The organism is Rhodocyclaceae bacterium, assembly GCA_020248265.1.
Classification (GTDB): domain Bacteria; phylum Pseudomonadota; class Gammaproteobacteria; order Burkholderiales; family CAIKXV01; genus CAIKXV01.
The window spans coordinates 75565-96339 of record JADCHX010000012.1 but is presented as its reverse complement, the minus strand read 5'-3'; the positions used below and the strand labels follow the sequence as shown (position 1 = coordinate 96339).

20 protein-coding genes are annotated in these 20775 nt (G+C 63.8%); 7 read left to right on the top strand and 13 right to left on the bottom strand.

Annotation, left to right across the window (positions count from 1 at the left end; all coding sequences use genetic code 11):
* Positions 1-8: 8 nt before the first annotated feature.
* The 5 genes from ING98_13680 to ING98_13660 form a co-directional block, all read right to left on the bottom strand.
* Positions 9-1730: an EAL domain-containing protein gene (locus ING98_13680; protein ID MCA3102915.1), complete on the bottom strand. Its 1722-nt coding sequence runs from the start codon at positions 1728-1730 to the stop codon at positions 9-11.
* Between the two features lie 52 nt (positions 1731-1782).
* Positions 1783-2367, bottom strand: coding sequence for a cysteine hydrolase (locus tag ING98_13675; protein ID MCA3102914.1), 585 nt, complete (start codon positions 2365-2367; stop codon positions 1783-1785).
* A gap of 281 nt (positions 2368-2648) precedes the next feature.
* Positions 2649-2969, bottom strand: a complete 321-nt coding sequence (locus tag ING98_13670) for a HigA family addiction module antidote protein (protein ID MCA3102913.1) — start codon at positions 2967-2969, stop codon at positions 2649-2651.
* An 11-nt stretch (positions 2970-2980) separates the two neighbouring features.
* Positions 2981-3262: a type II toxin-antitoxin system RelE/ParE family toxin gene (locus tag ING98_13665; protein MCA3102912.1), complete on the bottom strand. Its 282-nt coding sequence runs from the start codon at positions 3260-3262 to the stop codon at positions 2981-2983.
* A 170-nt stretch (positions 3263-3432) separates the two neighbouring features.
* Positions 3433-4380, bottom strand: coding sequence for a LysR family transcriptional regulator (locus ING98_13660; protein ID MCA3102911.1), 948 nt, complete (start codon positions 4378-4380; stop codon positions 3433-3435).
* Positions 4381-4545: 165 nt separating this feature from the next.
* Here ING98_13660 and ING98_13655 point away from each other — a divergent pair, with 165 nt between their 5' ends.
* The 5 genes from ING98_13655 (at position 4546) to ING98_13635 (ending at position 10903) form a co-directional block, all read left to right on the top strand.
* Positions 4546-5145, top strand: coding sequence for a DUF3313 family protein (locus ING98_13655; protein ID MCA3102910.1), 600 nt, complete (start codon positions 4546-4548; stop codon positions 5143-5145).
* A 40-nt stretch (positions 5146-5185) separates the two neighbouring features.
* Positions 5186-6352 (top strand): twin-arginine translocation pathway signal protein, encoded by a 1167-nt coding sequence (locus tag ING98_13650; protein MCA3102909.1) that lies wholly within the window; start codon positions 5186-5188, stop codon positions 6350-6352.
* A 356-nt stretch (positions 6353-6708) separates the two neighbouring features.
* On the top strand, positions 6709-8190 hold the full coding sequence (locus ING98_13645; protein ID MCA3102908.1) for a DUF4118 domain-containing protein: 1482 nt from the start codon (positions 6709-6711) through the stop codon (positions 8188-8190).
* The gene (locus ING98_13640; protein ID MCA3102907.1) at positions 8187-8891 is read left to right on the top strand and encodes a winged helix-turn-helix domain-containing protein; all 705 of its coding nucleotides are present in this window, start codon (positions 8187-8189) and stop codon (positions 8889-8891) included. The genes ING98_13645 and ING98_13640 overlap by 4 nt, the downstream gene beginning before the upstream one ends.
* Positions 8892-8980: 89 nt before the next feature.
* Complete coding sequence (locus tag ING98_13635) at positions 8981-10903, top strand: potassium transporter Kup (protein ID MCA3102906.1); 1923 nt, start codon at positions 8981-8983, stop codon at positions 10901-10903.
* 272 nt (positions 10904-11175) lie between these two features.
* On the opposite strand, the gene ING98_13630 is transcribed toward ING98_13635, so the two are convergent.
* The 6 genes from ING98_13630 to guaB form a co-directional block, all read right to left on the bottom strand.
* Positions 11176-11952 carry a hypothetical protein gene (locus ING98_13630; GenBank protein MCA3102905.1) on the bottom strand — a complete coding sequence of 259 codons (777 nt, stop codon included), beginning with the start codon at positions 11950-11952 and terminating at the stop codon, positions 11176-11178.
* A 204-nt stretch (positions 11953-12156) separates the two neighbouring features.
* Entirely contained in the window at positions 12157-12504 is a 348-nt protein-coding gene (locus tag ING98_13625) for a hypothetical protein (GenBank protein MCA3102904.1), read from the bottom strand.
* Positions 12505-12951: 447 nt separating this feature from the next.
* Positions 12952-13728 carry a hypothetical protein gene (locus tag ING98_13620; protein MCA3102903.1) on the bottom strand — a complete coding sequence of 259 codons (777 nt, stop codon included), beginning with the start codon at positions 13726-13728 and terminating at the stop codon, positions 12952-12954.
* Positions 13722-14705, bottom strand: a complete 984-nt coding sequence (locus ING98_13615) for a hypothetical protein (protein ID MCA3102902.1) — start codon at positions 14703-14705, stop codon at positions 13722-13724. Before ING98_13615 ends, ING98_13620 begins: the two co-directional genes overlap by 7 nt.
* Before the next feature lie 491 nt (positions 14706-15196).
* Positions 15197-16786, bottom strand: coding sequence for a glutamine-hydrolyzing GMP synthase (gene guaA / locus ING98_13610; protein MCA3102901.1), 1590 nt, complete (start codon positions 16784-16786; stop codon positions 15197-15199).
* A 45-nt stretch (positions 16787-16831) separates the two neighbouring features.
* The gene (gene guaB, locus ING98_13605; protein MCA3102900.1) at positions 16832-18292 is read right to left on the bottom strand and encodes an IMP dehydrogenase; all 1461 of its coding nucleotides are present in this window, start codon (positions 18290-18292) and stop codon (positions 16832-16834) included.
* Positions 18293-18572: 280 nt separating this feature from the next.
* On the opposite strand from guaB, the gene ING98_13600 reads away from it, so the two are divergent.
* Entirely contained in the window at positions 18573-19121 is a 549-nt protein-coding gene (locus ING98_13600; protein MCA3102899.1) for a DUF4124 domain-containing protein, read from the top strand.
* Between the two features lie 69 nt (positions 19122-19190).
* On the opposite strand, the gene ING98_13595 is transcribed toward ING98_13600, so the two are convergent.
* A complete protein-coding gene (locus ING98_13595) occupies positions 19191-19520 on the bottom strand; it encodes an RnfH family protein (protein ID MCA3102898.1) in 330 nt (109 codons plus the stop codon).
* On the bottom strand, positions 19517-19954 hold the full coding sequence (locus ING98_13590) for a type II toxin-antitoxin system RatA family toxin (GenBank protein ID MCA3102897.1): 438 nt from the start codon (positions 19952-19954) through the stop codon (positions 19517-19519). The genes ING98_13595 and ING98_13590 overlap by 4 nt, the downstream gene beginning before the upstream one ends.
* A 342-nt stretch (positions 19955-20296) precedes the next feature.
* On the opposite strand from ING98_13590, the gene smpB reads away from it, so the two are divergent.
* Entirely contained in the window at positions 20297-20737 is a 441-nt protein-coding gene (gene smpB / locus ING98_13585) for an SsrA-binding protein SmpB (GenBank protein MCA3102896.1), read from the top strand.
* Positions 20738-20775 lie beyond the last annotated feature (38 nt).

Here is a 20775-nt window from a genome sequence, read left to right as displayed (position 1 = left end):
TTCGACATCTATCGGCGTCTATCCTGGACCCAGTTCAAGAAGTCAGCGGCGGGCATCGGTCGCGCAATACCATAACCTTGTGCGCTGTCGCAGCCCAAACTCTTGAGCTTCACCAAGTGCTCAGTGCTTTCTGCGCCCTCGGCAATAACAGAGCGTCCAAAAGCTTTGGCCAATGCGATCACGCCCTTGACTATTTCAACGTCATCGAAGCTGTCAAGCATGTCGCACACGAAACTGCGGTCGATCTTCAATGTCTCCGCAGGCAAATGCTTGAGGTGCGTGAGCGACGAATAACCTGTTCCAAAATCGTCCAGCGCAAAAACGATGCCTTTCGACTGGCATTCACGGATCACCTTCGATACCCGCTGGGTGTCACCCAGGGAACTGGTTTCCAGTATCTCAAAAACCAGTGCACCCGGTTTGGGCAATGGACATGCCGCGAGCAGATCTCGTACCCGGTTGACAAAACTGTCCTGCTTCAGGTGGTAGGCACCAATATTCACGCTGATTACCAGGTCGTGCCCCTGCCTCTCCCATTCAGCGAGTTGTGCGAGCGCGGAAGCGATAACCCACTCGCCGACTGCGATACTCGCAGCGTTGTTCTCGATGGCCGGCAGGAACGCGCCGGGGAACAGCAATCCGTCCTCGGGGTGCTGCCAACGGATAAGCGCCTCGGCCCCAAAGATCCGTCCGTCATGCAAGCTCAACTGCGGCTGATAATGCAGTACAAATTCCGCTTTCGCCAGTGCCTGCTGCAGGCGTTCCAGAGTGGCACCGGCAGTTCCGAGGGCGATGTGATGCGCTACATCAAAAAACTGGTAGCGGTTCTTGCCAGCCTGCTTCGCCGCATACATTGCCTGATCTGCATGCCTGATGAGATGTTCCGCCTCGGCATCATCCTGGGGATACACGGTGACCCCGATGCTGGCCGATACCTGCAACCAGGCATCTCCGATCTGCACAGGCTCAGACGTGACTTCAAGCAGGCGATCCAGGATCGGATAACTTTGGGTCGGCGTCTCCAAATCGACGAGAACCACCACAAACTCATCGCCACCGATTCTGGCAATGGAATCGCAATCGCGAAGCGCTGATCGCAACCGGTCAGCCACTGCCGCGAGTAGCTGATCTCCAGCAGCATGCCCATGTTCATCGTTGACTTCCTTGAACCCATCCAGATCCAGGAACCCGATCACCAACATGCGCTGATGTCGTTTGCAGCTGGTGAGGGCCTGGCTTATTCGATCGGCCAGCAGGACCCTGTTCGGCAATCTGGTCAGAGAGTCGTAGTTCGCGTTGTATTCGAGTTGGTCCTGAAAACGCTTTTGCGCGCTGATGTCGTGAAGTGCGCCGACGTGTCCTGTGTCAATCGCAACAAGGGTGAGCTCTGTCCAGACAGTATGTCCAAACGAGTGAACAAACCGAAGCAGGGTTTTGTGACCCGAGTTCTTGGTGCCGGCGCTCTGCAAAGCTTTGCAGAAGGTGGCTCGGTCATCCGGCAGGACATGTCCTTCAAACGAATGGCCTGTCACCTGCGCGAGGGGAATACCCGTCAAGAACGCCCACGCAGGATTCAGGAAAACGATCCTGCCCTGCCTGTCGAGCTCAAACACGACATCAGACATCAGCTCGAGACGTCGACGCATGCGCCCATCGCTCTCAGCCAGCGCCTCCACCAGTTGGTTGGTGGCCGCAACCTGAATGTCGTTGAAAAGGGAGTCAGTTCCCATTGAAGGTCTTCAGAGATGCATTGGGTCGGATACTTCTGTACCCAAGGCAGATTCAGACTTCAGCACTGGAAACCACAGCGCCATAAAGCGGGAACACGCTACTGCAGAAATACGACTGTTCAATCGTGGTGCGGGCAGAGGTGCAGTCAGAAAGCACCTTCACGCTGTACCCACGCTCATAGGCGGCGCGACCGGTCGAGTCGATGCACAAGGATGTCACCATGCCAGCCAGCAATACTTCCCTGATATCTCTGGATTTCAATTCATCGTCCAACAATGTGTCAGAGAAAGCGTTGAAGCCGACCTTGCCTTTGACGTACTGGATACGATCGCCGAATGCCTTCAACTCGGGAATACTCTGGGCACCATGGGTTCCAGCTGCAAACGCTCCAGATTCCTTGATTGCGTGAAGAATGCCAACTGGACTGGCCAAGGCGCGATAGTCCGGTGTCAGTACGATCGGGGTGGAGAGAATGCTGACATCCGTGGGTACCAGCCGGCGGATCAGTGCCAGGGTGTTTGTCAGGACTTCATCGACACGCCCTGGCTCTTCGACCACGCCGCGCAGGATACCGTCCTTCGCAAAGTAATCATTCTGGTATCCCACCAGAATCAGGGCGGTATGCTTGTAGTCCATGTTGCGCTTCCTTTCGTGGTTTGAGGTTACCCGGCACCGACAATCAGGACGAGCTCCGACCGCTGGCGACATCTTCAGCTCCATCGGCTTCGACTTTTGTTCGAGGCCTCGTGCACTCCGAGCTGAACGATCGCGAAGAGTGGATCCGATCTCGTAGTCCGATCGAGATCTCTGACCATCGGCAGGTCGCGGATCACCTCCCTCCGCATCTGGCCAGTCCAGCTGGAGTTATTCACTCGACAGCGAACTTCGACGCTACGCTCCCGCGCAGGCACGGCGCGTCAGCGCGCATCTGCCGTGTGCTCCAGAGTCTCCTTCCATGGCCTTATGGTTGCGAGTGTCTTCGCGAGGCTCACCTTCGCGACTTCAGTATCGTAGTCGGCTTGCAGACGCAACCACCAGCCATCGGAAAGCCCGAAGAATCGACACAGTCGCAGATCCGTGTCGGCGGTCACAGCGCGCTTGCCGGCGAGGATCTCGCCGATGCGCTGCGCGGGCACGCCGATCTCCTTGGCAAGGCGATAATTGCTCATCCCCAAGGGCTTCAGAAACTCCTCGGCGAGCATCTCGCCGGGCGACACTGGCTTGGCCTTCCTGGTCATTGCGTCGCGCCTCAGAGATAGCCCACGATCTCGACCTCTTCGGCATCGCTGCCTGTCCAGCGAAAGCAGATTCGGCACCGATCGTTCGCCCGCAGGCTCCACTGGCCCGCGCGATCGCCCTTCAACCGATCCAATCGATTCGTCGGCGGCGCGCGCAGGTCTTCGATGCATCGCGCGAGGTCCAGCTGCTTCAACTTGTGCAGTGTCGGACGATCGAAACCGACAAAGCGACCCAACCGGCGCAGGTGGAACAGCGCTTCGGCATCGGCACACTTGAACGTCCTGATTGCCATTCGCAAAATAGTATTGCCTCGCGTTATGACCGTCAAGCGTGGCGGTCGACTACAGCACCTGCCGCCTTCAAGTCAGCCTTCGAAACGCGTCTTTGCAGGGGCGGATTCGACTGGCGCGCGCTACTGCGGATTCACCGGACATCGACCTGAGCTTCCCGATTCAGCGAGAATCAATCAGGTGGAGTCAATAAAGCCTCCAGGGCGTCCCCGAGGTGTTGCCACACCAAGCGCATACGGCTGCTGCGGCGCAGATCATCGTGGGCGCACAGCCATACCTCGTTGGGTAAGCCGACCTGACTGGCCAACACCCGCCTCAGCCCGGGCCGAGTCGCCGCGATGTGGTTGAACATCATGCCGATGCAGGCGCCGCTCTCGATCGCGGCCTGCAAGGCCAGCACGGCATCGCTGCGCCAGCGAAACTGCAGCGGCCGGGCGGGCTCCCCGCCGCGCAACGATGCGCTCAGCTGCATGGGCATGCGGTCGAAACCGGCGAGCACGCCACCGGGCGGGATCTCGAAGCCGACGGGCTCTCCGAAGCGGGCGAGGTACGACTCGTGCGCGTACAGACCCATATCTGCGCGCCCGAGCTTGCGGGCGATGATTCTGTCCTGCTGCGGCCGGAAGAAACGCACTGCGATGTCGGCATCGCGGCGAAGAAGGTTGTCGCTCTGGTTGGAGACCGACAGCTCGATCTCGAGCTCTGGGTGCTCGTTGAGCAGCGGTGCCAGAATCTGCGGTACGACGTGATGAGCGTAGGCCTCTCCCACCGCGACTCGCACCACGCCCGCAACCTGCTCGGCGCCCTCGCCGAATAGCCGCTCGGCGTCGCGAACGGCCTGGTACATTGGCGCGATGGCGGCGTACAGCGCGTCCGCTCTGGCGTTCGGCTTTAGCTGGCCGGGCAAGCGCACGAACAGGGTCTCGCCCAGGCTCTTCTCGAGTTCGCGCAGGTGGCGGCCCATGCTGGGCTGAGTGGTGACCAGGCGCTGCGCGGCACCCGTGAGGGTGCTGGTCTCGTAGATGGCGATGAAAGAGCGCAGGAGGTTCCAGTTGTCCAGCAGCGGGCCGGGCGAGGGCTGGACAGGAGTGGTGTCACCAGGGATGGTACGGACAGGCATGGCATGCATTTTTGCATGACTCGCATGCTTTGCCGAGTCTGGTGACTTCGGCGGGCGATGGCCAAAGTGTCTGCTCGGCCGGCAGATCGCAGGCCCCTACCGCGAAGGAGTCGCGCCTTGTCTCTCCCCCACTCCCCTATCCCCCACTCCCACGCGCGTCTGCGAGTGTTCCTGTCGACGCTGATTCTGACCAGCGGCCTGACGCTGGTCGGCTGTGCCAGCGTGGGGAGCCCGCAAGAGAGCAGCCTCAGTGATGCCGAGCAGTTGAGCGCCCAGCCAGACGGCACCCGCGCCTGGCGGGTGGCCGAGCTGCGCGTGTCGGCCTTTCATCTGCCGGCAGACGCCCTGGCGTTCGGGGGGGCAGTCAAGCTCGACGACGGACAGCAGGCCGCCCTGCGAAAGGCCTTTGTTCAGACTCTGACGAAGGAACTGCAGGACGCGGGGCTGCGGCAAGTCGACACGGCCAGACCGGATGCGGTGCAGGTACGCGGCACGGTCACCGCCGTGGAACTGGCAAGCCCGGGGCTCAACGCGGTCACGACCCTGCTGCTGCTGGCGCCGCTGTCGCGCGGCGGAGTATCGCTGGACGTGGAAGCCGTGTCCGGCACGTCAAGGGTCGCGGCGCTGTCCTTCAAGGGTCAGGCTGGCGTGAACAACGTGGGCTCGGCGTTCAGCGGGATCGGTCACGCCGAGTTGCAGGCCGAGGTCGCGGCTCGCAAGTTTGCCGACGTGCTGCTGCAGCGGGCGACCGGGTCCGCACGCTGAACGGGAGACGACCATTATCCCCTCGCCTTCTCACGAAATGATGCCCGACCGACGCCGCTTCATCCGCCTCGCGGGTGGGGGCGCTGTGCTCGCGGCCACCACTCCGCTGACGGTGATCGGCTGCACCGCCGGCATGCCCGCTGCCGCGCTGCAGGCCTGGAGCGAGCCGACCGACACGTTGGACATTCGCGAGTTCATGCTCGCCCACGCGCTGCTCGCACCCAACCCGCACAATCTTCAGCCCTGGATCGCCGACCTGTACGAACCCGGGGCGATCACCCTGTTCTGCGACAGTGATCGACTTCTTCCCGAGACCGATCCGTTCGGACGCCAGATCCTGATCGGCTGCGGCGCCTTCCTGGAGCTGGCGGTGCAGGCGGCGTCGCAGCGCGGCCGCGCAGTGCAGGTCAATCTGTTCCCCGACGGTGATCCGCCGGACCAAACCCTGCCGCGTGGCGTGCGCGTGGCCCGGCTAGTGGTGGGCGAGCCTGGCAGCGCCGAGCCTGACCCATTGTTCGCCCAGGTGCGTGAACGCCGTACTCAGAAGGGCGTCTACGACAACCAGCGGGTGGTGGCCCCGCCGCTCTGGCAACGCCTGCTCGGCGCATCGGTCAAGCAGCCGTCGCTGCTGCTGGGGCAGGTGAGCGAACCTGCGCGCATGGCCACGCTACGCCAACTCACCCGCACTGCGTTCGAGATCGAAATGCTCACGCCAGCCACGTATCTCGAGTCTGCCCGGCTTCTGCGCATCGGCCCGGCCGAGATCGCGCAGCACCGCGACGGAATCTCGATAATCGGCATGATGCCGCGTCTGCTTGACGCGGTGGGCCTGTTCGATCGTTTCGCGGTACCCAAACGGGGCAACGATACGCACCAGCGCATGCTTGAGCACTGGCAGCCTTCCGAGACGGGTAGCGGCTACTTCTGGATCGCGACACAGGGCAACAGCCGGCGCGACCAGATCGCCGTGGGCCGGGTCTTCGTTCGTGCCCAGTTGCAGGCCACGGCCGACGGGTTCTCACTGCACCCACTGTCGCAAGCGCTGCAGGAGTTCGACGCCATGCGCGAGCAGCGCCGTGCGTTGCATGCCACCCTGGGCCTGGACGCGGTGGCGCAGACGTTGCAGATGCTTTCCCGCGTCGGCTATGCGATGGAGCCTGCCGGGCACTCGCCCCGGCGGCCGCTGAGTAATCTGCTCCGAGCCTGAACCGGGGGATACTCGTATCTGTCGATGGCTGTCGGCCAGCCTCTGCACCTCAGTCGAGGGGGCTGAGGCTGACGTCCCGTCTTCAGTGCTCCGCGCAGCACGCGCGGCTATCGATGCTCAGGTGGGTAATTCTGGGGTGGCCCCCGGGGTCGCGCTGCGACAGCGGGGGCAACACTTGTCGGCGAGATCCCGCCCATTCCTTGTGCAGCGATCGCCACGGAGAGAAGCCGCTTACGGATTCCTGATGGCTGCCGTGGTAGCTTGTCAGCGTGTCGCAATCTCACATCCAAAGCGGCAGTGCGGCGAAGCGCCGTTGGCTGCCTGCCAGTATCGTCTGGACAGTTTCCTGGCTCCTGATGTTCGAGCTGGACGGTCGGATCGATCTGGCAAACATGGCGCTGATCCTCGTGCTGAGCGCAGCCATCGCCGCTATCTGGTCGATGCCGTTGGTGTCGCTTGTTGCCAGCGCAATCGCCGTGCTGGCCTTCAACTTCGCTTTCGTCCCGCCGCGCGGCGCCTTCGCCGTTGACCTTCACCAGCACGCGTTGTTGCTCGTCACGATGCTGACGGTCAGCTGGATCGTGACGCTGCTGGTGGCTCGCCTGCGCTGGCATACGGCTCAGGCGACGGCGCAGGCCCTGCGCTCCGATCAGCTTCGGGAATTCGCCGAGGCCCTGCGCGTGGCCGATGAACCCGTCGCGCAGGCTTCGATCCTGCGAGACACGGTCCGCAGGTTGATCGGCGCAGAACCCACAGTGCTTGTGTCCAGCCCATCCGTCGATACCGTCGAGGCCAGCGGGACTCAGTTGCTTGGCCCCGTGACACCCGACGAGTCATCGGGGCTGCGTCTCTGTCTGCAGGAGGGTCGGCCCATGGGGCCAGGCACGGGACGTCACGAGGAGCAGCCGTCGTGGTACCTGCCTATGCGCGGCGTCAGCGGCGCGTTCGGTGCGGCTCTCGTCCGGGGTACGACTGATGCCGGCGGCGAACTGCGTAACCATGTGCAGTTGCTGTGCGACCAGCTCGGGGCTGCGCTGGAGCGCAGCGACGCCCTGCGTTCCGCTGCCGCGGCGCGCGAGCAGGCCCAGGGCCACGCGCTTCGCAACACGCTGCTGACGGCCATCTCGCACGACCACAGGACGCCACTGGCCACCATCCTGGGCGCAGCCAGCGCCTTGCACGATCAGGACGAGCGCCTGTCCCTTGCGCAGCGTCGCCGTCTCGCGGCCACCATCGTCGATGAGGCCACGCAACTGTCTCGCCTGACGGACAACACCCTGCAGCTGGCGCGCCTGGGCCAGGTCGGGGTGGCGCTGCAGCGCGATTGGGAGTCTGTCGAGGAAATGGTCGGCACCGTATTGCGACGCGTGAGGCAGCGCGCCCCGCAACACCGGGTGAAGGCTAGCGTGGAAGCCGGTCTGCCCTTGCTGCGCTGCGACGCCGTTCTGATGGTCCAGTTGCTCGACAACCTCGTCGACAACGCACTGAAGCATGGCATTGGCGATACGCCCGTCGAGGTCATGGCCCGGCGGGCCGGGCCTTCCGTACTCATCGCCGTACGGGACCGTGGACCCGGCGTGCCCACGGCGCAGCGCAGGCGCATCTTCGATACCTTCCAACGCGGTGACACTGACGCCGTCGCCGGAAGTGCCGATGACCATCCACGACCCGGCGCCGGCGTGGGGCTCGCACTATGCCAGGCCATCGCGAGGGTGCACGGTGGCGACCTTAGCCTGCGCGCCCGCCGCAACGGGGGCTCGAGCTTCGAAGTGACCTTGCCGGTGGAGAAGTGCCCCGAGGGCACAGCGCGCGACGGTGACGAAGGAGCGCCGCCGTGAGCCTTGGCGTGCTCCTGGTCGAGGACGACCGTGAACTACGCACCACCTTGCGCGACGCATTGAAGGTCGAGGGGTACCGAGTCTTCTCCTCGGCCAGCCTGGCCGATGCACGGGCCGTCATCTCCAATGCGCTGGCCCAGGGCGGGCTCGACATCATGCTGCTCGATCTCGGCCTGCCGGACGGAGATGGCGCATCGCTGCTGGCAGACCTCCGGCGCCAGCACGGCACGCCGGTGATCGTGATCTCGGCCCGTCCAGGCGAGGACCACAAGGTACGGCTGCTCGACGAGGGCGCAGACGACTACCTTGTGAAGCCCTTCAGCCTGGCCGAGTTGCTGGCCCGCATGCGGGTAGCCCTGCGCCACCGAGGCACCACGGTACACCCGGCGATCGTGCGCTACGACCGCGCCGACCTGGCCGTAGACCTTGAAGCCAGGCGTGTGCGGCGCGCGGGTGCCGAGGTGCACCTGACCCCCACCGAGTACCGGCTACTGGCACGGCTGGTACGCCACGCTGGCCAGGTGGTCACGCACCGCCAGTTGCTGGTGGACGTGTGGGGCCCCGAGTACACCGAGCACACCCACTACCTGCGCCTTTACATGGCACAGCTGCGCGCCAAGCTCGAGGCCGAGCCGGCCGACCCGCGCCTGCTGCTCACCGAACCCGGCGTGGGCTATCGACTGGTCGAGCCGGAGGACTAGGGTCGGCGCGCCACGTCATGACGCGTACTTATGCGTTCCTGATGGCCAGGCCCCGATGCTGCGCAACGTCGAACCTGCCCGGACAGCGCATGACAACCACAGCCAGCACCACCCATTCCGCCCCGGCGCCTGACACCCCCTCGCGGGCCGCCCGGCAGGGCCTGGGGGCGCTGACGCTAGGCGCCATCGGTGTCGTCTACGGCGACATCGGCACGAGCCCCCTCTACACCATGAAGGAGGTCTTTGCGCCGCACACCGGGGTGCCCCTGGATGCCCACAATCTGGTCGGGGCCGTGTCGGTGATCTTCTGGGCCCTGATGCTGGTGGTCACGCTCAAGTACGTCATCCTAATCCTGCGCGCCGACAATCATGGCGAAGGCGGCGGGCTGGCGCTGACCGCCATGGCAGCGCAGGCCGTCAAGGATCAGCCCGCGCTGCGCCACGCACTGCTGCTGTTGGGCGTATTCGGCGCCACGCTGTTCTATGGCGACAGCCTCATCACGCCAGCCATCTCTGTGCTCGGCGCGATGGAAGGTCTCGAGCTAGTCACGCCGGCGCTCAAGCCCTATGTCGTACCCATCACGGTGGCCATCCTCGTCGGCCTGTTTCTCGTGCAGCGCTTCGGTACCGCGTTCGTTGGCCGCTACTTCGGCCCGATCATCGTGCTGTGGTTCGTCATGCTCGGGGTGATGGGAGTCGTACATATCGTGCAGCAGCCCGCCATACTGGCGGCGCTGAACCCCCTGCACGCCTGGAACTTTCTCGCCGAGCGGGGCTGGCACCTGTTTGCTGCGGTGGGCGCCATCGTGCTGGCGCTCACCGGTGCCGAGGCCCTGTATGCCGACATGGGGCACTTTGGACGCAAGCCTATCCAGCTGGCCTGGACCGGCCTCGTGCTGCCAGGCCTGGCCTTGAACTACCTGGGACAGGGGGCGCTGCTGATGGGCAACCCAGCAGCCATCGAGAACCCCTTCTACCGCCTGTTTCCCGATGCTTTGCTCCTGCCTGCGCTGGTGCTGGCCACGCTGGCAGCCATCATCGCCTCGCAGGCGGTGATCTCGGGCGCCTACTCGATGACCAAGCAGGCCATCCAGCTTGGCTTCCTGCCGCGCATGACGATCCGCTACACGTCTGCACGCGAGATGGGCCAGATCTACATGCCGGCGGTGAACTGGGCGCTGTTGGCAGGCGTGATCGCGGCGGTGCTCTTCTTCGGCAGCTCGTCGGCCTTGGCGGGGGCCTACGGCATCGCGGTCACGTTGACGATGATGATCACGACCATGCTGACCTACTTCGTCGTGCGCAAGGCATGGCAGCTGCCGGCGCCAGTGGCGATCGGCGCCACCGCCTTCTTCCTGGCCATCGACGCGCTGCTGGTCGCCGGCTGCGCGGTGAAGTTTTTCGACGGCGGCTGGTTTCCGCTGGCGCTCGGGCTGCTCCTGTTCGGCGTCATGAGCACCTGGTCGCGCGGGCGGGCGCGACTGGTTCAGGCCATCCGCCGCGATGGGCTCGAACTGCAGTCCTTCATCGACGGTCTCGACCCGCGCGCGCTGAACCGGGCCGAACGAACAGCGGTCTATGCCGTGGCCGACCCGACCACTGTTCCGCAGGCCTTGTTGCACAACCTGAAGCACAATCAGGTACTCCATGTGCGTAACGTCATCCTCACGGTGGTGTTCCACGAAGTGCCCTGGATTCCGATGGACCGGCGCGTCCAGGTGGCACCGCTGGGCCACGGCTTCTGGCGAGTGACCCTGAACTTCGGCTTCATGAACACGCCCGACGTTCCCGCAGCACTGGAGCTCACGCAGTCCCACGGGCTGCATATTCCGGTGTTCGAAACCAGCTACTTCCTGAGCCGCGAAGCCGTGGTGCCGACGTCTGGTGGTGGCATGGCGAACTGGCGCGAACGGCTGTTCGCCGCGATGACCCGCAACGCGGGGGGCGTGGTCGAGTTCTTCCGGCTGCCAAGCAACGCCGTGGTCGAGCTCGGCACGCGGGTGCAGATCTGAGCTGGTCAGCGGCTTCCTGCAGGCTCAGGGGGGCCACCGGGGGCGTCTGGCACCACGTAGACCTCGAATCCTACTCCGCACCGACTCGAACACCAACGGTGCCGGCAATCGACCCTCCCGGGTGAGCTATCGGCCAGAAGCCCACGCCCTGTCTGATCACCGGGTCAGGACTACAGCCGCTGGATGTGTGCTTGGATTCTCGCGGCGATGTCCTCAAACGGCGGTTGGCCCTGGCAACAAGTGACGCAGTCGCGCTGGACACTGCCACGAGATCACTCGCGCACATCCGGACCTGGCCGTCGGGTTTCATTCGTGCCGCGGGGACGCATAAGCAACGAACCCATACGCCGTTCGACTTCCCGAATCGGGAGCGGAACCCGCGCAAGGTCCAGAGAGCCAGAGCATCCGAGCGCTTCCAGAATCTTCTCCGGGCCCGCCTCCTCGCACTCATCCAGACCTTCCATGCGCCGGATGGGAATCCGTCGACCGGAGAAGCGGGCCTGACGCACACCACCGCCCACGCAATCCAGTCGCCATCGGGTCGAGATGCTGTCCTGTCTTGCCTGAGGCTCGCGTGGATCGTCAGCGACCGTGGAAACATCCAGCACAACCGATCCGCCTCCGCCATCGTCGACGAAGTAGAGCACGCCGTGTTCGTGCGGCACGGCGAAGCTCGTCTCGTCGAACTCGACCACGGCTTCGGACTCCTTGCCGTCGTTCAGGGTCGACTGCGCGTGCGCCTTCAGATCGCAAAGAGCCTCGTGGTTCTCCCGGCTGTCCCAAACCGCCACGAGCAACGCGAAGCAATACATCGCACCGACTTGCCATGCCAAACTCGGTGCTCGTCGAATCAGATCCGGCAGGGAATCAAACCACCAGAAGCCCACGAGCGCGATGCAGGCGACGACGGCGAGCAGCCCTGCGAAGACCCCAGTCATCTTCGCGATGGCGATCAATCGCAGCCTGGTCAGGGAACCGTGATAGGACGCCGACTTGGCAAGGGCCTTTCTTGCCGCCGAGGAAAGTGGTCTCTCCGTAATCGAGAACATGCAGGCCTTACCGCGTCGAGAACCTCGCCCGCGCGGTGAGGCGGCTCGGCAGGCAGGGCATGTCAAGAAGCGGCAGTGCATTCATCGGGGTGGGAGTATCCGGATGTCTGTGCATGAAGCTGTCGAGTATATCGGCTCGGTCGGCGCTTCTTCCTCTGCAGTACATCTTCGGCCTGTTTGACACGATCGGAGCCATCGGAGAGCTCACTTCCGCGTGGCCATGAAGACAAGCATGCGCGTGGCAGCGACGACATACACCGTGACGGTGACCATCACCGCCAACCAGGGAAGGCCTGCCGTCGTTGCACGGTGCATGATCCAACCCGGAACGGCCCAAACCACGGCGTCAGCGAAGAAGGGGACGCTGAACAGCAAGAGGCCGAACGCAATGTTCAGCCCCAGGGCGACTGAGAACCTCCATGGCTGCGCCACGGTGAACTCCCTGGTTCCGCGCAGGCGCGCGCAACCTCGCGTGAGGGCATCGGACACGTGACCCACGAGAAACCAGATGCCGAAACCGACAACGACCAACTTCAGTAGCGTTTCACCCATCTGCGATTTCCCACACCCTGTTCCGGAAGGAGCGCGTCACTGCGGTGTCGGCACGTTACCGCGTGCTCGGTGCCCAGACTCGTATCCCGGGAGCCGTCGCCACCGGGAACATGTCCCCTACTCCCACTCGAACATCAATTGAGCCGCTAAGTCCTTGTTGCGCCATGCGTTCTTGGGCGGAAGGCTACTGGATACCGTCAAAGATACCGTCATCTTGATGAGGTTCAGCATTGGCGCGGGTTTCCGGGCGATCGGCGCGGGATACACCTTTCGGGATCTATCGAGGACTATCAGGCCTTGCGAGGTCATCGAAGCACAGCATCCACCCTGCTCTTTCGAGCCTCCGACCAGCTTTCGTCGTACCGTCATCGAGCAATCTAAGTGCTTGTCTGAACGTGATTTTCACGCGCTTTTTCTACCGTCAACAGCCGACCTTGACCGTCCGCGTCATGGCTGAGCGCCCCGATCGAGCAAGTAGGCCAGCGCGATCCGGCCGATCACGTCCTTCAGGGAACCGCGCACGCCTACGCTCGCCGGCGTAATCGACGGATCGGTCTCGATGGCATCGAGGAAGCGGCTCAAGTCCTGGGCGATCCTGGGCACCAGCGGCACCCGAACCTCGGGTGCGAGCAGTTGGGACAGTCGAAGGATGTCGTTCGCGTGCTTGCGCACATTGCGCGAATCCACCTGCTCGCCGCGGGCGAGGCGCTGCCCAAGATCCAGCCAGGCGCTCGCCTTCAGCGGGATCAACCGATCCTCGCCCACCCAAGGCAGACCATCGAGATCGCGCCTGCCGGTCAGGATGAAGTCGTAGTAGTCCTCGTCAAGAAGGATCGCCGAAAGGCTTTCCACCGCCTCATCGATCGGGATGGGGGTCAGGTGACTGCCCTGCGCAAGCGTGAGGCCTTCGGGCGCGCGGCTGAACAGTTCCAGCATCGCCGGAAAGCTCGGGTTGCCCGGCTTCTGGAATCGATAGAAGACCGGCCTGCCCGTGTCGGCGGCCTGGCGGATCTCGTAGCCACCCGCATCGATGAACCTCCAGAACACCTCGCCAAAGCGCGGGGTCAGAGCCTCCACATGCAGCACGATGTCGAGATCCTTCGTGGCGCGGAACTCAAGCCCCGCCTCTTCTAGGGCGAGGGTTGCGGCCGTACCGCCGATCAGGACGAACTCATCCCCATGCGCGGCGAACCAGCTCCGAAAGACATCCAGGCCTTTCACCACGGCAAGTGCTCCTCAAGCTCGGCCAGCGCCTGCTGTACCCGATCGTCGCCATCGCTCTGCAGGCTCAGCATCAGCGACAGCGGATCGACCAGCGAAGTGTCCGGCACCAAGGCCGGGCTGTAGTTCCAAAGCTCCATCTGGAGGGCCCCGGGCTCAGGCTCGGGCACCGTCTTCGCGCCCTGCTGGGAAGCGAGCTTCCATTGCGAAGGGCTGAGCGCGTAAGTCGGCCAAGAGGGTTCGACCAGCATCGACTGCCGCGCAAGGGCGCTGAGACCCGCAAGCCTGAGCTCCGGCACGACAAGATCGCTGGTCGGCAGCACCCAGACCCGGCGTTTCACGGGGTTGCGCAGCAGGGGCTTGATATGCTCCCAGGTCTCGCGGGCGGTGCGCTCGGTCTTCAGCCGCCGCACCCTCGCGACGTTGTCCGAACGCGCTATCCCGGTTGCCACCAGCTCGCGCGAGGCGCGCGAGGCGGTCATGGCGGTATAGCCGAGACGGCCGAGCACCTCGGCAGGCTCCCACTCCCCCCGCCACGGCTTGCCCAGCAGCACTGCGATCAGCATGGCCTGGGCGGCCGGGCTGAGCTCGCTCTGGGGCTGCGTCGCCGGCTTGCGAAAGTACTCCCGCAGATCCACGCCAAGGTCGGGCAGATAGAGCTGGTTGCCAGGGACGACGAAGGGTACCTTCTGCTCGATGAGCCGCTTGCGTTCGTAGGAGGCCAGTGCCTCGGTTGCGTAAAGCACCGGGAGCCCGGTTACCTCGCGGATCTTGTCGATCTGCGCGCGAATGCTGGCAAGGCCGGGGCGATCGGCTCGCTTGTCGATGGCGAGCAGGACGGGGTGACCCAGGATCGCCAGAGCCTTCAGTTCGAAGGCATCCACGAGGAAGTACGGCAAGCTGCCCACGCCCGACCAGAGGGTGGTCGGAGCGTCGATTCCGAGCGTGTTCTTCAGGTACGCGCGAACGGCGGCTTCCATGCTGATTGAGGGCCTAAGTGAAACAAGGACCCTGCACGATAACATATCCAATGTTATCGTTTATTGTTTTTGGTACTAACGCTAAGGCCCCTTCCCTGCGAGGCGAAAACTCCAGCAACGGATAGAGGCGACGTTGGCCGTGGATGCCTTTTTCCATGAACCACAACTTCTACCGTCACGAAAAATCTCAGGCTACACAAGCGGCAACTTCATGTTTTGCCAGCGATTGCTGTCGATTTTTCTGCCGTCAGGTCCGGAGTTCGTGTGACGGTAGATTATCGGCAACTACATCGGCGCGAATTTCTACCGTCAAGAATACCGTCAATCTGACGTCAACCCTTTTTGTTGAAGGAAGCGTCAAAAAGGACCCATCCCTATTCGATTCATGTACTTAGACCGTGACCTCTATCCTGTTCATGATGTCTCTCGGATAGGTGATAAAAAACATAACCTGTTGATTTTTAATACGCTCTAATTCAGCCCTCGACGACCTACTCCCACTCGATCGTCGCCGGCGGCTTCCCCGATATGTCGTAAACGACCCGGTTTATCCCTCGTACTTCATTGATGATCCGGTTCGACACGCGCCCGAGCAGTTCGTGCGGCAGGTGCGCCCAGTGCGCAGTCATGAAATCCTGGGTCTGCACCGCGCGCAGCGCAACCACATACTCGTACGTGCGTCCGTCGCCCATCACGCCCACCGCCTTCACCGGCAGGAACACGGCGAAGGCCTGGCTGGTCAGGTCGTACCAGCTCACTCCTTCGTGCGAGGTCTTGCGCAGTTCGTCGATGAAGATCGCATCGGCGCGGCGCAGCAGTTCTGCATACTTGGGCTTCACTTCGCCGAGGATGCGCACGCCCAGCCCCGGTCCCGGGAATGGATGCCGGAACACCATCTCGCGCGGCAGCCCGAGTGCGAGGCCGAGCTCGCGCACCTCGTCCTTGAACAGTTCGCGCAGCGGCTCGAGCAGCTTCAGGTGCAGCGTGTCTGGCAGGCCACCGACGTTGTGGTGGCTCTTGATGGTCGTGGCCTTCTTCGTCTTGGCCCCGGCCGACTCGATCACGTCCGGATAGATCGTGCCCTGCGCCAGCCACTTCGCGTTCGGCAGCTTCGCGGCTTCTTCCTGGAACACATGCACGAACTCGCGACCGATGATCTTGCGCTTGGCTTCCGGGTCGGCGCAGCCTTCCAATGCGCCGAGGAAGCGTGGGCCGGCGTCGATGCGGATCACCTTCACACCGAGGTGGCGGTTCAGCGTCTCCATCACCTGGTCGCCCTCGCCCAGCCGCAGCAGTCCTGTATCGACGAAGATGCAGGTCAGGCGGTCGCCAATCGCCTTGTGGATGAGGGCAGCGGCCACCGCCGAATCGACGCCGCCGGACAGGCCGAGGATCACCTCTTCGCTGCCCACCCGCGCTTTCACCTGCTCGCTCGCCTCGGCGACGTAGTCGCTCATCACCCAGTCGGGCGCGCATTCGCAGATGTCGATCACGAAGCGCTCGAGAATCCGCCCGCCCTGCAGCGTATGCGTCACCTCGGGGTGGAACTGCACGCCGTAGAAGTTGCGTGCCTCGTCGGCCATGCCTGCGATCGGGCAGCTGTCGGTGGAGGCCATCAGCTTGAAGCCAGGCGGCAGTTCGGTGACCTTGTCGCCGTGGCTCATCCAGACCTTGAGCAGGCCGTGCCCTTCGGCGTTGCGTGCATCCTCGATGCCGTCGAGCAGCCATGTGTGGCCGCGCGCCCGAACTTCGGCGAAGCCGAACTCGCGGTTCGCGCCGCTCTCGACCTTGCCGCCCAGTTGCTGCGCCATCGTCTGCATGCCGTAACAGATACCCAGCACCGGCACGCCGAGGTCGAATACCGTCTGGGGCGCGCGATCGGTCGACTCTTCGTAGGCCGACATGTGGCTGCCGGACAGGATCACGCCCTTGGGCGCGATCCGGCGGATCTCGGCCTCCGGCAGGTCGCACGGATGCACTTCACAGTACACGTTCGCCTCTCGCACGCGGCGTGCGATCAGCTGGGTCACCTGCGAACCGAAATCGAGGATCAGGATGCAGTCATGGCTCGCGGCTGTCATCGTGCCCCGCCCGCGCCCGGGGCGCTCGAGACGTCGTTCGAAACATCATTCCACACGGTAGTTCGGCGCTTCCTTGGTAATCGTGACATCGTGCACGTGCGACTCGCGCACGCCGGCTGCGGTGATCTCGACGAACTGCGCCTTGCGGTGGATCTCGTCGATCGTCTCGCAGCCGAGGTATCCCATGCTCGCGCGCAGGCCGCCCATCAGCTGGTGGATGACGACCAGCGCGCTGCCCTTGTAGGGCACGCGGCCTTCGACGCCCTCGGGCACCAGCTTCTCGATGCCGTCTTCCACGTCCTGGAAATAGCGGTCGCTGGAGCCCTGCTGCATGGCGCCGAGCGAACCCATGCCCCGGTACGACTTGTACGAGCGGCCCTGGTAGAGCTCGATCTCTCCGGGCGCCTCGTCGGTTCCCGCGAACAGGCCGCCGAGCATCACGGCGTTCGCCCCGGCCGCCAGTGCCTTCGCGATGTCGCCGGAATAGCGGATGCCGCCGTCGCCGATCAGCGGAATGCCGAGGGGGCGCAGCGCCTCGGACACGTTCATGATGGCGGTGATCTGCGGCACACCGACTCCAGCAACAATGCGCGTCGTGCAGATCGACCCGGGGCCGATGCCGACCTTGACCGCGTCAGCCCCGGCTTCGGCGAGCGCGAGCGCACCGGCCGCGGTGGCGACGTTGCCGCCGACCACCTCGACCGCCGGGAACGTCGTCTTCACCCAGCGTACGGTGTCCAGCACGCCCTGCGCATGGCCGTGCGCGGTATCGACGATGATCACATCGACACCGGCATCGACCAGCATCGCCGCGCGTTCGCGGGTGCCGTCGCCGACGCCGATCGCGGCACCGACCTGCAGCCGGTCCTGGCCGTCCTTGCTGGCCAGCGGATGTTCGACCGACTTGGTGATGTCCTTCACCGTGATCAGGCCACGCAGGTTGAACTTGTCGTCGACCACCAGCACGCGTTCGAGTCGGTGCTGGTGCATCAGGGCCTTCGCCTCTTCGCGCCCGGCGCCTTCGCGCACGGTGACCAGGCGATCGCGCGGGGTCATGATGTTGCGCACCGGCTGATCGAGGCGGGTCTCGAACCGCAGGTCGCGGTTGGTGACGATGCCGACCACGCGGCTACCCTCGACTACTGGCAGGCCGGAAATCTTGTGCTGGCGCGTGAGTGCCATCACCTCCCCCACGGTCATGTCGGGCGGGATGGTGATCGGGTCTTTCACCACCCCGGACTCGAACCGCTTGACCTTCGTGACCTGCAGCGCCTGGTCGCGCGGCGACATGTTCTTGTGCAGGATGCCGATGCCGCCGGCCTGGGCCAGCGCGATCGCGAGGCGAGCCTCGGTTACCGTATCCATTGCCGCCGACACGACCGGCACGTTGAGGCGGATCCTGCGGGTCAGTTGCGTAGAGAGGCTGACCTCTCTGGGAAGGACCGTGGAATGGGCAGGCAGCAGCGATACGTCATCGAAGGTTAGCGCGCGTTGTACGACAGGCATGCCGGAGACCCTTCCAAAGCCGCGATTATACGACTCGGCCACCGGCGCCGACAATTGCCGGACGCGGTCGTGGGTACGGCGTGGCGCAGCGGTTTGACCCAAGAGGCCGCTGCCATTATTGTCTTACTGGCTGGCGCCTTGTATCCTCGCGCGCCGCCCTGCTTAAACGGCCTGTTGCCTGCATGCAACCGATTTTTCGCAGGTTTCGTTATGCACCGCCTGCCCACGAACGTGGCACCTGCGACTGTCCGAGATGGATGGACGCCCCAGAGGAGCAATCATGTCACGCATCAAGGCTGTCATCGCTGCCACGCTGTCGATCTTGCTGCTGCTCGGCGGCACGCCGCCGGTACTTAGCCAGATCTACAGCTGGACGGACGAGCAAGGAAGGCGCCAGATCTCCGACCGCCCGCCGGAAGGCGTGGTCAAGGATCTCAAGGTCAAGGGCGGGCGCCCGACGAGCTCCAGCGCCGCCAGCACCAGTACCAGTACGCCGCTGCCAAAGGGTGACGAGCGCAAGGCGCAGACGCTCAACGAGAAGTCTCTCGAATTCAGCAAGCGCCAGCTCGAGCGTGAGGAAAGTCGGGTGAAACAGGAGAAGGCGGAGGCTGAGGCGAAGGAACGCGCGCAGCGGTGCGAGCAGGCTCAAGCCTATGTGCGCAACCTTCAGGCCGGCGGCCGGGCGACCCGGCTGGATCCCAAGACCGGCGAGCGGATATTCCTCGACGAGAAGGAGCGGGAGGTCGAATTGGCCGATGCCCGACGCTCCGCCGACTCGTGGTGCAAGCCCCCTGCGCCGGCAGGCGCGTCAGCCAATCAACCAGGCTGACGCATATCCCGGGCGCAACGCATCAGCGCGCCCGACTCTTCAGAGCGCCGTCTGTTCGCATTCGCCCTGTCAGGCGCGTCGGCGTGCCGGACTCGTACGTTTGCCAGTGGCTGCCGACGCCCGACTCGACTGCACTCGCTCGCGCCGCACTTCCTTCACGTCAGCAGTGATCGGCCGGTGTATCTCGACTCGGTCGCGATCGCGGAGACGGTGATCCAGTTCGACAGCCCTGCCCCACACACCGACCTGCGCAGTCTTCGGATCTAGATCCGGGTGCTGTTCGAGCAGGCCGGACCGCCGGATCGCCTGCGCGACCGTCGTTCCCTCATCGACGGTCAGGGCGATGAGGGTCTGCCGTTGCGGCAGCGCGTAAACCACTTCAACTCGAAAATCACTCATTGTTTACCGTAGACCTGTTCGGCCCGCTTCACGAACGCATCGACGAAGGTGTTCGCTATGTGATTGAACACCGGTGAAAGCAACTTCTCAAGGATCCGGCTCGCAAACTCATAATGGAGACGGAACTCGATCTTGCAAGCCGCCTGACCCAGGGCCTTGAATCGCCAGGACCCGTCAAGTTGCCGAAACGGCCCTTCGACCAGCTTCACGTCGATCGACTCCGGTTCGACCCGGGTGTTTTCCGTCGTGAAACTCTGCTGAATCCGGTGGTAGTCGATCACGACCGTCGCGCGGAGCTTTGCCGCACCACGGTCAGCGACCGAACTGCCACCACACCATGGCAGGAACGCCGGGTAATCCTCTACCTGGTCGACCAGCCTGAACATCTGTTCCGGTGTGAACTGAACAAGGACCGACTTTTCAACCAATGCCATCTAGCCGATCCGTGACTTGTAAATGCAGGTCGCGCACGCCGACGGACGCGCATCCTGACCGCGCTTCGGTGCGCCTCGGACCCGGCCTTGCGCCCGTCCGCTCGCGTGCTGTTTCCTTCGCGTAACGACCCGCACTGTGTTGGTGCGACCGTGGATGTCATGCTGCAACATCAAGAAGCGCGGAGTACCCCGCGCAAAAGCTCGTAGAATAACGGGTTTCCGCGATTTTCTCACCCCCTTTCGATGTGCCCCGTGCATCTTCGGGCGCCATTGCGGTGCCCGGAGCAGCTTCCGGACAGCCTCCGACCTCGATTCCCGCACCGCAACACTTCCGGACCTGACATGCGCCTGGCAGAAAACCGCAAAGCCTCCCACGACTACTTCATCGAAGAACGTCATGAGGCCGGCCTCTCCCTGATGGGCTGGGAAGTGAAAGCGATCCGTGCCGGTCGGTCGCAGCTCAAGGAAGCGTACGTGGTGGTGCGTAACGGCGAGGTGTTCCTGATCGGCTGTCATATCAGCCCGCTGACATCGGCGTCGACCCATGTCACGCCGGACCCGACGCGCACCCGCAAGCTGCTGCTGCATGCAGAGGAGATCGCCACCCTGATCGGCAAGGTCGAACGGGCTGGCTACACCCTGGTGCCGCTGGACCTGCACCTGACGCGCGGTCGGGTGAAGCTCGCGGTCGGGCTGGCCAAGGGCAAGAAACAGCACGACAAGCGCGCCAGCGAGAAAGACCGGGAGTGGGAGCGGCAGAAGCAGCGCCTGATGCGGGTGTGAATGTGCCGCATGGCGCAGCGTCCTGTACGCCCCAGGAC

Coding starts and splice junctions, on each gene's coding strand:
- ING98_13625 (MCA3102904.1), bottom strand. CDS start 12,504: ATGGGTGAAACGCTACTGAAGTTGGTCGTTGTCGGTTTCGGCATCTGG.
- ING98_13590 (MCA3102897.1), bottom strand. CDS start 19,954: ATGGCATTGGTTGAAAAGTCGGTCCTTGTTCAGTTCACACCGGAACAG.
- ING98_13630 (MCA3102905.1), bottom strand. CDS start 11,952: ATGTTCTCGATTACGGAGAGACCACTTTCCTCGGCGGCAAGAAAGGCC.
- ING98_13680 (MCA3102915.1), bottom strand. CDS start 1,730: ATGGGAACTGACTCCCTTTTCAACGACATTCAGGTTGCGGCCACCAAC.
- ING98_13660 (MCA3102911.1), bottom strand. CDS start 4,380: ATGCCTGTCCGTACCATCCCTGGTGACACCACTCCTGTCCAGCCCTCG.
- ING98_13635 (MCA3102906.1), top strand. CDS start 8,981: ATGACAACCACAGCCAGCACCACCCATTCCGCCCCGGCGCCTGACACC.
- ING98_13675 (MCA3102914.1), bottom strand. CDS start 2,367: ATGGACTACAAGCATACCGCCCTGATTCTGGTGGGATACCAGAATGAT.
- ING98_13600 (MCA3102899.1), top strand. CDS start 18,573: ATGTCACGCATCAAGGCTGTCATCGCTGCCACGCTGTCGATCTTGCTG.
- guaA (MCA3102901.1), bottom strand. CDS start 16,786: ATGACAGCCGCGAGCCATGACTGCATCCTGATCCTCGATTTCGGTTCG.
- ING98_13595 (MCA3102898.1), bottom strand. CDS start 19,520: ATGAGTGATTTTCGAGTTGAAGTGGTTTACGCGCTGCCGCAACGGCAG.
- ING98_13670 (MCA3102913.1), bottom strand. CDS start 2,969: ATGACCAGGAAGGCCAAGCCAGTGTCGCCCGGCGAGATGCTCGCCGAG.
- ING98_13645 (MCA3102908.1), top strand. CDS start 6,709: ATGTTCGAGCTGGACGGTCGGATCGATCTGGCAAACATGGCGCTGATC.
- ING98_13615 (MCA3102902.1), bottom strand. CDS start 14,705: ATGGAAGCCGCCGTTCGCGCGTACCTGAAGAACACGCTCGGAATCGAC.
- ING98_13650 (MCA3102909.1), top strand. CDS start 5,186: ATGCCCGACCGACGCCGCTTCATCCGCCTCGCGGGTGGGGGCGCTGTG.
- ING98_13665 (MCA3102912.1), bottom strand. CDS start 3,262: ATGGCAATCAGGACGTTCAAGTGTGCCGATGCCGAAGCGCTGTTCCAC.
- smpB (MCA3102896.1), top strand. CDS start 20,297: ATGCGCCTGGCAGAAAACCGCAAAGCCTCCCACGACTACTTCATCGAA.
- guaB (MCA3102900.1), bottom strand. CDS start 18,292: ATGCCTGTCGTACAACGCGCGCTAACCTTCGATGACGTATCGCTGCTG.